Origin of the sequence: uncultured Cocleimonas sp., assembly GCF_947495625.1 — a bacterium.
Lineage (GTDB): Bacteria > Pseudomonadota > Gammaproteobacteria > Thiotrichales > Thiotrichaceae > Cocleimonas.
Genome location: NZ_CANLZW010000029.1, coordinates 26,121 through 39,819 on the forward strand (window position 1 = coordinate 26,121; position 13,699 = coordinate 39,819).

Below are 13,699 nucleotides of genomic sequence, written 5' to 3' on the forward strand. Positions count from 1 at the left end.
TTTTGCTAAAACACACCCCCCTACTTATAGGGCTTTTTTTAGATTAGAAGTAAACCACCTATAATTTAATCATGAAAACAATCTACCTCGCAAGGCACGCAAAATCATCATGGAATAGTGATGCCGAAACGGACTTCGATCGTCCGTTGAGTGCACGAGGTGAAGCCGATGCAAAACGCATTGGTGAAGAAATGTTGAATCGACAGTGGTTGCCACAAAAGGTCATATCTTCACCAGCGATCAGAGCGAAGCAGACCTGTAAAATACTCTGTAGTGAAATAGAGTATCCGATTGCATCAATCGAATGGAACTCCGAAATTTACTCTGCCTACACCGTGACGCTGTTGCATATTCTAACGAATGTAGATGAGACAATAGACAGCGTGATGTTGCTAGGACATAACCCCGCGATGGAAGATTTATTGGTACACCTTTGTGGCTTTGCAGAAACGCATCAATACAAACAAAATAACGGAAAATTATTTACTACCGCAAATGTGGTAAAAATAAATGCCGATGTAAGCTGGAAGAATCTGATGATGCACCATGCCGATTTGACCGCGATGCTAAGACCCAAAGAATTAGAGAGCTAATTGCTGTTATTCAAAAAGGCACCCCCCTACTTATGAGTGATATTACGTTTTTGTATTAAAAACGTAAATAGAACTTATGCTTTGCGAGGCCGTTTTTTTTAATAGGTACTAACAGCCTATGAAGTACAGCTTAGGAAAGGGTTTGTATTTCAGTCGTATGGAAATCAACATAATTGATTTAAACAGTTAACAAGCTAGAAAACCTTTCTTAGCGCGTTTCTATTCGCGTATCTATATGTTAAATTTCTCCACACTAAATAGTGCTTCTGCAATCCAGCAGAACCCTTACAACATTTACACGGTAATAACATGTCTCTGACACCTGAAGAAGTCAAAAAAATAGCCTTTCTGGCGCGACTCGCCATCAAAGAAGAAAGCATCGAACAATACTCTGAAGATTTATCCGGAATCCTTCATCTAGTGGATCAGATGGACGCAGCCAATGTCGAAGATATCGAGCCAATGGCTCATCCTCAGGATGCGATGCAGCGTTTGCGTAAAGATGAAGTGACTGAAATCAATCAACGTGAAAAGCTCATGGAAAATGCACCAGCGACTGAAAACGGTTTGTTTTTAGTACCGAAAGTACTGGATTGAGGGACACATTAGTATGGATAATCAAATGATTAATAAATCTCTAGCTGAACTCAGTGTCGGTTTACAAAGCGGCAAATTTTCAAGTGTTGAATTAACGCAATTCTATCTTGATCGTATAGCGAGCCACGATAGCGAACTAAACGCATTTATCACAGTGACTGCAGAACAAGCACTAGCGACAGCAAAAACCGCAGATGAAAAAATTGCCAGCGGCTCTGCGTCTGGTTTAACAGGTATACCGCTAGCGCATAAAGATATTTTCTGTACCGATGGTGTCAAAACCTCTGCAGGTTCTAAAATGCTGGATAACTTCATCGCACCTTATAACGCGACAGTGGTAGAAAAGCTTAAATCAATCAGCATGCCTATGTTGGGTAAAACCAATATGGATGAATTCGCGATGGGTTCATCTAATGAAAACTCCTATTACGGTGCAGTGAAAAATCCGTGGGATTTAGATCGTGTTCCTGGTGGCTCATCAGGTGGAAGTGCCGCTGCGGTTGCCGCAAAACTTGCACCTATCGCGACAGGTACAGATACAGGCGGTTCTATTCGCCAGCCCGCATCACTCACAGGCATTACAGGCATTAAGCCGACCTACGGCCGTGTATCTCGATACGGCATGATCGCGTATGCATCAAGTCTTGATCAAGGTGGGGTATTTGCCTCATCGGCTGCAGACAGTGCATTGTTATTAGAAGCCATGTCAGGTTTCGATGCGAAAGATTCAACCTCGGTTGATATTCCCGTGCCAGATTACTCAACGACGCTGAATGATTCATTGCAGGGTTTAAAGATTGGTTTACCTAAAGAATACTTCGAAGAAGGCTTAAACAGCGAAGTCGCAAAAGTGATCGAAGCGGCGGTTGAAGAATACAAAAAACTTGGCGCAGAAATCATCGAAGTTAGCTTGCCGAATACGCATTTAGCTATTCCTGCTTACTACGTGATTGCACCAGCAGAAGCATCATCAAACCTTTCACGTTTTGATGGCGTGCGATATGGCTATCGCTGTGAAGATCCAGTCGATCTCACTGATATGTATATGCGTTCGCGTGGTGATGCATTTGGCCGCGAAGTGAAACGTAGAATCATGACAGGCACCTATGCACTTTCAGCCGGTTATTACGATGCTTACTACTTAAAAGCACAGAAAATCCGTCGTTTAATCAGCGAAGATTTCCAAAAAGTCTTTGAAAAAGTTGATGTGATTATGGGGCCAGTGGCTCCAGAAACAGCATTCAAAATTGGTGAAAAATCGGATGATCCAATTAGCATGTACTTATCTGATATTTACACCATCGCTCTTAATCTAGCAGGCTTGCCGGGTATGTCAGTACCGGCAGGTTTTGCTAATAATATGCCGGTAGGTTTACAAATTATCGGTAATGCTTTCACTGAAGGAAAAATGTTAAACGTCGCACATCAATACCAACAAGCAACAGATTGGCACAAGCAAACGCCTTCAAAATACGCTGTTAGTGAAGGGGAGAAATAACATGGAATGGGAAACAGTAATCGGGCTGGAAATACACGCCCAACTTTCGACTAAATCCAAATTATTCTCTGGTTCATCCATAGAATACGGACAAGAGCCAAACACACAGGCGAATGTCGTCGATCTCGCCATGCCTGGTGTGTTGCCAGTGTTGAATGCAGAAGCAGTGCGTATGGCTGCAATGTTTGGTCTGGCAATTGGTGCACCAATCGGCAGAGGCAATGTCTTCGCGCGTAAAAACTATTTCTACCCGGATTTGCCTCAAGGCTATCAAATCAGCCAGTTCGACAAGCCAATCGTAGAACTCGGTCATATCGATATCACCTTAGAAGACGGTGAAACTAAACGTGTGGGCGTTACGCGTGCACATCTAGAGCAAGACGCGGGTAAATCGTTGCACGAAGACTTTGCAGGCATGACAGGCATCGATTTAAACCGTTCGGGTACGCCATTACTGGAAATCGTATCCGAGCCAGATATGCGTTCTGCCAAAGAAGCCGTTGCCTACATGAAGAAGATTCATGAGCTTGTGCAATATTTGGGTATTAACGATGGTAACTTGCAGGAAGGTTCTTTCCGTTGCGATGCTAATGTATCAGTACGCCCAAAAGGTCAGGAAGAATTTGGAACACGTGCTGAGCTTAAAAACATCAATTCGTTCAAGTTTGTTGAGCGTGCGATTAATATCGAAGTAGAGCGTCAGATAGACTTAATTGAAGACGGTGGTTCAGTCGTACAGGAAACACGTTTATACGATCCTGATAAAAACGAAACACGTTCAATGCGTTCTAAAGAAGAAGCGAACGATTATCGCTACTTCCCCGATCCTGATTTGCTTCCTATAGAAATCACGGATGAGTTTTTAGAAGAAGTGAGAAAAACATTACCAGAATTACCCGGTGTTAAATTCAAACGTTTCGTAGAAGAATATGATCTCAGTGAATACGACGCAGGTGTTTTAACCGCAAATATTGCAACAGCAGACTATTTTGAATCTGTCGCAAAAAGTGCGGATGCCAAACTCGCGGCTAACTGGATTACTGGCGAGCTATCTAGCCATTTAAATAAAGAAGACCTTAGTATTAATGATTCTCCGGTGAACGCAGCAATGCTTACGGGATTAATCAAACGCATCGAAGACAAAACAATCTCTGGCAAAATAGCCAAACAAGTTTTCGAAGCAATGTGGAATGCTGAAGGCGGTACAGACGAGTCGGCAGCGGATAAAGTCATCGATGCAAAAGGTCTTAAGCAGATCACTGACTCGGGAGCGATCGAATCTATCATTGATGAGATTATCGCCAATAATCCTGCTCAGGTTGAGCAATTCCAGAGCGGTAAAGACAAAGTCTTTGGCTTTTTTGTGGGGCAGGTAATGAAGGCTTCACAAGGCAAAGCAAATCCAGCACAAGTGAATCAAATGCTCAAAGACAAGTTAAGTACTTAACAACTGATAAAATTCATGATCAAGCCTATAAAAATAATGATTTTAAAGGTTTGAACAAACTAGGGCATTGTTACCACTATATAAGTAACGAATACCTTGTTCGTAAAAGGATTTTACGGCAATGAAAACCAAGGTATTTCTATCTAGCTTAATTGCTAATCATCGATTCAGGTATACCCTTTATCGTTGTATAAATTTAATCAGAGTCTGACTTAGATACATTCCAGACAATAATAAATTTATAAAAAAGGATGAACATGGAAGTTGGGAAGTACATAAGCGAGTTGGAATGCATTGTTAAAAAAGGTGGCCCCGAAAAAAATGATTATGAAAAATTAAAGACTATTGCCTCAAACTTAAAAAATATTACATTAGTAGAAGAAGCTAAGCTCTACAAAATTTTTAAACCAATATTGGATTTGAATTCAATAATTGGCCACACCTTTATGAAGCCTCACGGTTATGCTGGGGACTATGAGCTAATAGATAAAATTCATCTGAAACTTGTTTCTGATGATCCATTTCTTCAGAAATGGGATTGTTATTATCACGAGGCAGATTCCTCCACTGCCGTAAGAAATCGAAAAGATTACTTCATTGAACAGATCAATAAAAAAAGAGATTTAAATAAACCAACTAAAAACACTCATATCTTAAATCTTGGAAGTGGCCCTTGCAGGGATGTTAACGAGTTTTTCCTGAATAATGATAGAAGTGGCGTCTTTATAGACTGTGTCGATATGGATGCTTCGGCGATAGAATATGCTTCTGCTGTTTGCGATAATTTTTATCAAAATATTAACTTTATAAATCGTAATGCGTTTAGATTAAAGCCAGACAGGCAATATAGCTTAATCTGGTCCTCAGGCCTTTTTGATTACTTTTCTGATAAATTATTTGTACGATTAATTCACAGAATGTATGAATTTATAGAGGAAGGTGGTGAAATGGTTATTGGGAATTTTTCTACTAGCAATCCTGGCAAAAATGAAATGGAAGTCTATGGAAATTGGTATCTCAATCATAGAAATGAAGAGATGTTAATTGAGCTTGCACAAAAGGCGATGATAGATAGGGATAAGATTTCTGTAAACAGTGAAGCAACAGGGGTTAATTTGTTTTTACATTTAAGAAAATAAAATAGCTTAATTGAAAAGCCGTTAGTCAGAAAAGTTATGATTTGTATGGGTTTTCAATTATTCTTGGGACTGCATATAAACAATAGTTTTTAATATAAAGCTTTAAAATAATAAAAATACGAGCATTCAATGTTTAAGAAACCCAAAACTCAGTTTCAGTTTTACTCTGAAAATGAAGTAATTGATTCAACAAAGACTCTCTCAATATTAAGCGCATTGCTTTTTCTTGTGTTTGTTTTTGTCGATGTTTGGGCGATACCTTCTGCCTTCAATGAAGTAGTGAGTACCAGATTATTAGTTTTGGTAGCTTTAGTGTTTACTTACTTTTCTACATATCATCCTTCGTTTTATAAATATAAAGATTATGTTCTTTCTTTTATCTTTTTGACTACTTCATTAGGGATTGAGTACATGGTCTATAAAGCATTGCCCCATGAGCATGCTTATTCTGTATATTTTGTTGGTTTAGTTTTAATCATCATGACTCTTTATTCTTGGACCTATATAAAATTTAGTGCTTCTTTAGTTGTAACTTTTATTGTAATGGGTGGTTATTTCTATATTGAAAATTATACTCGTGCACCTGAGTTTTCATTAACAATCTTCGAGTTAATAACTAACCTCTTTTTTGTAACTTCAGCTGTAGTTATTGGTATTGTAGCGAGGTTAATGAGAGACAAATTTATAAGAGAAAATTATCTTTTACAAGAAGCATTGACTCAAGCCTTAGAAAAGAAAACCGAAGAAGCCAAAGACAATGAATATCTAGCAAATCATGACGCATTAACCGGCTTACCTAATCGTCGTTATATGACTGAGTTACTTGAAAACTCTATGCAAGAAGCTAAGGAAAAAGACAAAGTTCTTGTGATCATGTTCCTTGATCTTAATGGCTTTAAGCAGGTAAATGATATTTATGGTCATGCTGCTGGAGATAAAGTGTTAAAGGTTGTTGCAAAACGCTTAGAGCTGGCTATTCGTAGCGGTGATCATATAGCGCGTCTGGGTGGTGATGAATACCTAATTGGTTTAATGATGAATAAAGACCACCTTGGTGAAGCGGAAAATATGACTGAAAAGTTTGCGGCAATTATTGCGCAACCAATGAACATTGAAGGAATTCGCGTTAGAGTCGGTTCTAGTATCGGTCTATCTGCCTATCCAATTCATGGTAATCAAATCAGCGTGCTTCTCGATATAGCGGATAAGAGAATGTACGATGCAAAGAAGGGTAGAGACTCAGTATCTATGCAAAAAATTATCGAAGAACGTGATAATAAAGTAACTGTTTTTCCCGGAAAGAAAGTTTAGCTTCTCTTCTCTTCTCTTCTCTTCTCTTCTCGGTTGTTGTTTTTTGTATCCTTGAGTTAATAGGTTTTTAGCTCTTTTTAAATTTTCTGTATCCTTATTGTTCTTCAATTCTCATCTGCGTTAGAATTGTCCTTTGCAACAAAAGGACAGATTCATGTCGGATTCACTTCATCGTTTTCAATTAGAAAATCTACACGTTCGCGGCGAATGGGTTTCACTTGATTCTTCATGGCGAGAAATTCTTAGCAATGCTGAATATCCTGAGCCAGTTAAACAGGTTTTGGGCGAAGCACTGGTTGCTATTAGTTTACTGGCAGAATCATTGAAGTTCGATGGTTCGCTTATTTTACAAATTCGCGGCGCATTGCCTGTATCTACACTAGTCGTTCAAGCAACATCCAACGGGGCAATTCGAGGAATGGCAAACTGGCATGGTGAGATTCCTGATGATGCAAAATTTCAGGATTTGTTTGTGGCGGAAGGACAAGGCTTGGCAACCATGGTGATTAGCGTTGAGCCTAATGCCGCACAAGGCGAACGCTATCAAAGTTTGGTGGCGTTAGAAGGTGAATCCCTCGCGGAATCTTTCACCCAATACTTTGCCCAATCAGAACAGCTAAAAACACGTCTATGGCTGGCTGTCGATGACACCCGAGCCTCTGGATTGATGTTGCAATGCTTGCCTTCGGAGTCTTCTGAAATTCAGGACGAAGGCTGGAATCACGCGACAATTTTAGCTGATACAGTGACCCAAGAAGAATTACTTAACTTAAGCTCGCAGACCCTATTACATCGACTTTACCACGAAGAAGATTTGCGTATTTACGAGGATAAAGAGATTCATTTCGAGTGTAGTTGCTCGACTGAGAAAATCGAGAATACCATTCGTTCAATCGGTGAAGATGAAGCAAACTCCATTATCGAAGAACAAGGTCTAATTACCATTGATTGTGATTTCTGCAATACTCAATATAAGCTCGATAGCATTGATGTTAAGCGCTTATTTGTCGATGCAGACGTAACTGATATTCCTGGAACGGGAAGTGTCCACTGAGGTCGATTTAACTCGTTCTCCGATGCGTAAAATCATTCATGTTGATATGGATTGCTTTTACGCAGCGGTTGAGGTTCGTGAAAACCCTCAATTAAAAGGTAAGCCCGTAGCGGTGGGAGGAAGCCCTAAAAGTAGGGGGGTGGTAGCAGCGTGTAATTACGAAGCCCGTAAATTCGGGGTACATTCAGCGATGCCTATGTCGCGAGCATTTCAGCAATGCCCCGGTTTGATTACGACGCCTGTGCACATGGATCTCTATAAAGAAATCTCGACTGAGATTCATCAAATTTTTCAAGATTACACCGATCAAATCGAGCCATTATCATTAGACGAAGCTTATCTCGATGTCAGTGAATCACCGCATTGTGGTGGCAGTGCTACCTTAATCGCACAACAAATTCGTGAGCGAATCTTCGATACCCAGCGTTTAACCGCATCTGCTGGTATCGCACCCAATAAATTTTTAGCTAAAGTAGCGAGTGACTGGAATAAGCCGAATGGGCAAAAGGTCATAACGCCCGATGATGTTCAGGAATTTGTAAAAGCATTACCGGTAAAAGCCATTTCAGGGGTCGGCAAGGTCACTGCCAAGCGCATGTCTGAACTGAATATTGAAACCTGTGAAGATTTAAATCAGATGGGTTTAGATAAACTTAATCAACACTTTGGTAGTTTCGGCGAGCAGCTTTATCAATACAGTCAGGGTATTGATAATAGACCTGTGCAAACACACTGGATACGTAAATCACTGAGTGTCGAAGATACTTTTGCTGAAGATTTGCCAAACCTGGAAAGCTGTTTGCTGGAGCTATCTACAATCTATGAAGAGTTACTGCTTCGATTGGAAAGAGCAAGGAAGAAACAGCGGCTTATCCCAAAAGCGCTTTTTGTAAAACTACGTTTTGATGATTTTGAAACGACCACCATTCAAATGATAGGCAGTAGGCCAGATAAAAATTCTTATATGAGATTATGCGCAGATGCGTGGCAGCGTGGACAACGACCTGTTCGTTTGATTGGTTTGGGTTTACAATTTAACCCGCCTGATATGCCTGAACAGTTAACTTTATTATAATTTCTTAGTTAGTCGCTATCGTAGGCTGTCAGTAGATACAATTCAGTTTGTACAAACGCCACTTGTTGTCAGAATCAGCAAAAAATGTCACTTAAAGGCGAAAATTATGTCTCGATATAGTAGCCTGATGTAGCTGCATTGCTAATATCTTGCATGGCATGAAAATTGCATCATATTATAGTTAATAATATTTAAAAATAATTAGATGCCATGCCGCTAGATTCAGTACAAGAAGAAAAAACAAACCTGGAAAATTTTCTGGGTCAAAATCAGATAAAAAATCTAGATACGCGATACTATCTTTATGGTATTTCTGTGGCTTTTTTCATCATATTTCCAATGGCGATGTATCGCTTTTATACCGGTGACCGTGTTATAGGAATGTTTGATCTTGCTATTTCACTTCTATTGCTTTCTTTGAGTGTGAGGATTTGGTACCGCAAAAATACTGATCATATAAACTATTTCGTGTTTGGCATTAGCTCCATTTTGATGTTAGTGATCGTTTCGGTAAAAGGCATTGATAGTCTTATTTGGATATTTGCCTTTGTGGGAATAGGTTATTACACGATTGATAAAACCTATGCATTATTCGGTAGTATTTTATTGTCATTAGCTTCTACAGCCATTGTATTAGACCAAATTACGACAAGCTTTATGGTCAGTTTTTACCCTTCACTTATTTTATTAAATACTTTGCTCTATTTAGGTGCATCTAAATCTGGATATCAGCAAGATTTATTGTTTGAATTAGCGACTATTGATAGTTTGACTCGGGTTAAAAATCGTCTGGCATTCAATGAAAAAATTGAAGAATTAAGTTCAAGTATGACCAGAATCAAACAAACTGTTTCTATAATGATTTTGGATATAGACCACTTTAAGAAAATCAACGATACCTTCGGGCATGCAGAAGGTGATCAGGTGTTGGCAGATTTTGCCCAGTTAATTAAATCGAATATTCGAGGTTCGGATTCTATCTATCGATATGGTGGAGAAGAGTTCGTCGTTCTTGCTTATAACTCAAATTTAGAAAGCGCAGCTAAACTTGCAGAATCCATTCGAGAGAAGGTTGCATTATTCCCTTGTCTGGCAAAATACGATTTAACCGTGTCGATTGGAGTAACGGAGATTCCTGCCAATAATGCAAATGCGGTAAGTTGGTTAGACAGAGCGGATGAGGCACTTTATCTGTCTAAAAATAGAGGCAGGAATAAAGTATATTTAGCCCTGCATGATGATACCAATAATTCTGACAGTTACATGGAGTACGCTAAATATTTCAACATCGATCAAATAGATGGCAGTCTGGCTTCGAATGTAATTAAACTAAAGAAGGCTGATTAGTCTACTCTCACATACAGATAACAAAAATACAAAGCTAATAAATAATACCCAGATAACCAGTAAAGATCATGCTCTATTGGGTTTAAACACACCCCCCTACTTTTAGGCGTTTTTTGTATTCTCCCAGTCAAAACTTTACCCAATTAATGGTTAGGTTAATCTACTATAGTATTGTGCTACAGTAATGCAGGTCTCTTGAAACAGATCTGTATCTATTATCGTTAGGATTTATCTAAAATTAATTTCTCTTCAGTCAAATCGTCCAAGTTTCTTTTTATATTCATTATCATTCTGGCTTTTCTCATGATGATGATGGCCTATAGATATGCCAAAATAACTGCCGAAAGAGATCTTCAAACAACACTTCAAACTCAATTGCTACAAATTGTGAATAAATTACAAATCACACTGGAAAGGCATTTGTATCTACCTTCGTTACTGGCGAATAACAACGATGTTATTGACTTCCTTAAGTCTTCTGAAGCAACTGAAGCATATAAAAAGGGTCAAGATAGCGTTAACCTTTCCTTAGAGCACATCAACAATATTTCTGGCACAACAACGATATTCTTGATGGATGCATCAGGTCAGGTTGTCTCTTCGAGTAATTGGGCCGAAAAAGATTCACTGATTAAGAAAGATTACTCGACCTGGCCTTATTTTGAACAAGCAAAGAATAATATATTAGGAAGGTACTTTACTTCTCAGGCGGCTAATGAGGAGCGTTTTTATTTCTTTGCTAGGTCTATTCAAAATAATAATAATGAATTGATCGGTATTGTGGTGGTTCAAGTGCCTCTCAGTGATCTTGCTTTTAACTGGACCTTGGCTGATGTTGATTTTGCAGTTACAGATAAAAATGGCATTGTTTTCTTAAGTAGTAAAAGTGAGTGGGATTTAAACGCGATATCGAATTTAGATCTGAATGTTGTTAGTCAAAATAAACACTATCAAAATAAAGAAACGATTAAAATTCTTAATAAAGAGCGTATCAACTTAAGTAATGAAGGTTTTCAACTCATAAAGTTGCTCAATAAAAAATACCAAATGTTGAGTCAAAGTATGGATATAGCCGGTTGGGATGTTAGGGTGCTATCCGATTACTCTATTGCTGAAAAAGAAATATCAAGAATAATGCTTATAAGTGCAATCTTAATTTTGTTAGTAGCTGCACTGGCTGTTCTATTGTTGAAGATACAAAATCAACGTAAGGAATTTCAGCAACAAGCAACTGAAGAACTGGAAAACAAAGTGGCAGAAAGAACGCAGGCTTTAAAAAAATCTCAGGAAGACTTAATCCAGGCAGCAAAAATGGCAGCGTTAGGGCAACTTTCTACAGGCATCACCCATGAGATAAATAATCCGCTTTCTGCTATTCGAGCATATGCAGATAATGCCAGTCAGTTTCTGCAAAAAGATCGCTTGGATATGGTCGATCAAAACTTAACTGAAATCACAAAATTAACGGAAAATATGGCGGCCATTACAGGTCAGCTAAAATCGTTTGCGCGTAAAAGTAAGGGGCAATTAAAACCAGTGAATTTAGATGCGACAATAGATCGCGCTATATCCATAGTTAACTCTAAAATTGTCAGCAGCGGCACCAACATTACTTATGATATTAATACCCATGACCCGATTAGAATGGTTTTAGCGGATGAAGTGTGGCTAAGCCAGGTTTTGGTTAACCTGATTAGTAATGCGATTTCAGCGACCAATCAAAATATCGAGAGAAATGTCTGGATTGATATAAAAGAATCGGACATATCGGAAATTAAAGAAACGACAGATACAGAAGATCAGGAAAAGAGCCCCCATAAATACTGCATCGAAATACGCGATAATGGCACCGGTATTGAAGACAGTGATTTACCACGTATTTTCGAGCCCTTTTTCACCACCAAACCAACAACCAAAGGTCTGGGCCTCGGTTTGTCCATTTCATTTAATCTGGTAAAAGATATGAATGGATCACTTGATGCTCGTAATCGCAAAGACGGTGGTGCATTATTTACCCTTTGTTTACCTTCTGTTAACCCGCAGGCAAATAGCGATTCTAGTTTATGAATTCACCCACTGTATTACTGATTGATGACGAAGAGACGGTTAGGCAATCTATCTCTCAAACCTTACAACTTGCTGACATAAAAGTTGAAACGTTTAGCACAGCAAAAGAAGCTTTACCACTTTTATCAACCAGCTTTAACGGAATTGTTTTAAGCGATATCCGTATGCCTGAAATGGACGGTTTAGAACTGTTAGATCATAGTTTAGCGATAGACCCTAAACTTCCCGTGATTCTCATTAGTGGCCACGCGGATGTTTCCACTGCTGTAAATGCTATTCGCAAAGGTGCATATGATTTAATCGAGAAACCTTTCTCGAATATATTATTGGTAGATAAGGTCAATCGAGCCTTGAACCAACGTGAATTAAGCCTGGAGAACCGCTTGCTAAAAGAGGAACTCGCGAGTCAAAATCATCTTGGACCAAGAATTATTGGAAAAGCACCGGCAATAGTAAAACTTCGTAAAATGATCACAAGAATCGCTGATGCAGATACCGATGTGTTGATTATGGGTGAAACGGGAACCGGCAAAGAGTTAGTCGCTCGTTCTTTGCACGAGCAAAGCAAGCGTCGTGATAACCACTTTGTCGCCATCAACTGTGGAGCTATTCAGGAGCAACTACTCAATAGTGAATTATTTGGCCACGAAGCAGGGGCTTTTACAGACGCTAAACAAAAACGCATCGGTAAATTTGAACATTCTAACGGAGGTACCTTATTTCTTGATGAAATAGAAAGCATGGCGCTTACCACGCAAGTGCCGCTGCTTAGAGTGTTACAAGAACGCAGTATCGAACGCTTGGGTTCAAATAAATCCTTGCCGCTAGATATTAGGGTACTGGCAGCCACCAAAGTTGATTTGAAAACTGCCGCCGAACAAAAGGAGTTTCGCCAAGACCTTTATTATCGACTCAATGTAGTAACGCTCGAGTTACCACCGCTTCGTGATAGGCGTGAAGATATTCCTTTGTTATTTCAGCATTTCGTTTTAGTTGCAACAGCTAGAACCAAACGGGAAATGCCTATCCTTGATTCCAAAGCAGTGAAAGTACTTTTGGAGCACGATTGGCCCGGCAATATCAGAGAGCTCAGAAACATCGCAGAACGTTATGTGTTACTGGGTGAAAGCGTCCAGTTTGAACTCAAAGAAATCATGCATTCGAATGCCCCGGAAGATGGCTTAGGTTTGGTAGATCAGGTTTCTGGTTTTGAGAAAAGCATTATCGAGCAAGCTTTAATCGAGCATAAAGGCAATCTTGCTAAAGTCATGGAAGCATTACAACTTCCACGAAGAACATTGTCGGACAAATTAGCTAAATATGACTTAGAGCGAAAAAGTTATTTGAACTAGTTTAAAAGTCTAGAAGAAATATCCCGCAGGTTATCCCACAGTATTTATTACAGAAAAACAGGCGGAAATCCGCCAATTGTTTTTGATATATGGCGAACATTCGCCATTTTTACTACTATAATTTTTATTATATAGAAATAACGTAAAACTCATTGATAGTTAAATTCTTATTAATCAAGTGGTTAACTATTCTGTAAAAATAGTATTATTCAAAAAAGA

Annotated in this window: 11 protein-coding genes; all 11 read left to right on the top strand. The window is 39.0% G+C overall.

The genetic code is table 11. From position 1 onward, the window contains the following. Positions 1–71 precede the first annotated feature (71 nt). The 11 genes from Q1A31_RS15390 to Q1A31_RS15440 all read left to right on the top strand — a co-directional run bounded on the left by Q1A31_RS15390 (position 72) and on the right by Q1A31_RS15440 (position 13,480). Positions 72–593, top strand: coding sequence for a histidine phosphatase family protein (locus Q1A31_RS15390; RefSeq protein WP_299878642.1), 522 nt, complete (start codon positions 72–74; stop codon positions 591–593). A 309-nt stretch (positions 594–902) separates the two neighbouring features. Further along, a complete protein-coding gene (gene gatC, locus Q1A31_RS15395) occupies positions 903–1,190 on the top strand; it encodes an Asp-tRNA(Asn)/Glu-tRNA(Gln) amidotransferase subunit GatC (RefSeq protein WP_131904253.1) in 288 nt (95 codons plus the stop codon). Between the two features lie 25 nt (positions 1,191–1,215). After that, positions 1,216–2,688 (top strand): Asp-tRNA(Asn)/Glu-tRNA(Gln) amidotransferase subunit GatA, encoded by a 1,473-nt coding sequence (gene gatA, locus Q1A31_RS15400; protein WP_299878648.1) that lies wholly within the window; start codon positions 1,216–1,218, stop codon positions 2,686–2,688. Between the two features lies 1 nt (position 2,689). Next, a complete protein-coding gene (gatB, locus tag Q1A31_RS15405; protein WP_299878651.1) occupies positions 2,690–4,135 on the top strand; it encodes an Asp-tRNA(Asn)/Glu-tRNA(Gln) amidotransferase subunit GatB in 1,446 nt (481 codons plus the stop codon). Positions 4,136–4,392: 257 nt separating this feature from the next. Continuing rightward, the gene (locus Q1A31_RS15410) at positions 4,393–5,274 is read left to right on the top strand and encodes a class I SAM-dependent methyltransferase (protein ID WP_299878654.1); all 882 of its coding nucleotides are present in this window, start codon (positions 4,393–4,395) and stop codon (positions 5,272–5,274) included. 129 nt (positions 5,275–5,403) lie between these two features. Next, a complete protein-coding gene (locus Q1A31_RS15415; protein WP_299878657.1) occupies positions 5,404–6,585 on the top strand; it encodes a GGDEF domain-containing protein in 1,182 nt (393 codons plus the stop codon). Between the two features lie 154 nt (positions 6,586–6,739). Continuing rightward, entirely contained in the window at positions 6,740–7,639 is a 900-nt protein-coding gene (gene hslO / locus Q1A31_RS15420) for an Hsp33 family molecular chaperone HslO (RefSeq protein WP_299878660.1), read from the top strand. After that, positions 7,629–8,714 (top strand): DNA polymerase IV, encoded by a 1,086-nt coding sequence (gene dinB / locus Q1A31_RS15425; protein WP_299878663.1) that lies wholly within the window; start codon positions 7,629–7,631, stop codon positions 8,712–8,714. Before hslO ends, dinB begins: the two co-directional genes overlap by 11 nt. Before the next feature lie 210 nt (positions 8,715–8,924). Further along, positions 8,925–10,061 (top strand): GGDEF domain-containing protein, encoded by a 1,137-nt coding sequence (locus tag Q1A31_RS15430; RefSeq protein WP_299878666.1) that lies wholly within the window; start codon positions 8,925–8,927, stop codon positions 10,059–10,061. 303 nt (positions 10,062–10,364) lie between these two features. Further along, positions 10,365–12,128 (top strand): ATP-binding protein, encoded by a 1,764-nt coding sequence (locus Q1A31_RS15435; RefSeq protein ID WP_299878669.1) that lies wholly within the window; start codon positions 10,365–10,367, stop codon positions 12,126–12,128. Then, positions 12,125–13,480, top strand: coding sequence for a sigma-54 dependent transcriptional regulator (locus Q1A31_RS15440; protein WP_299878672.1), 1,356 nt, complete (start codon positions 12,125–12,127; stop codon positions 13,478–13,480). The genes Q1A31_RS15435 and Q1A31_RS15440 overlap by 4 nt, the downstream gene beginning before the upstream one ends. Positions 13,481–13,699 lie beyond the last annotated feature (219 nt).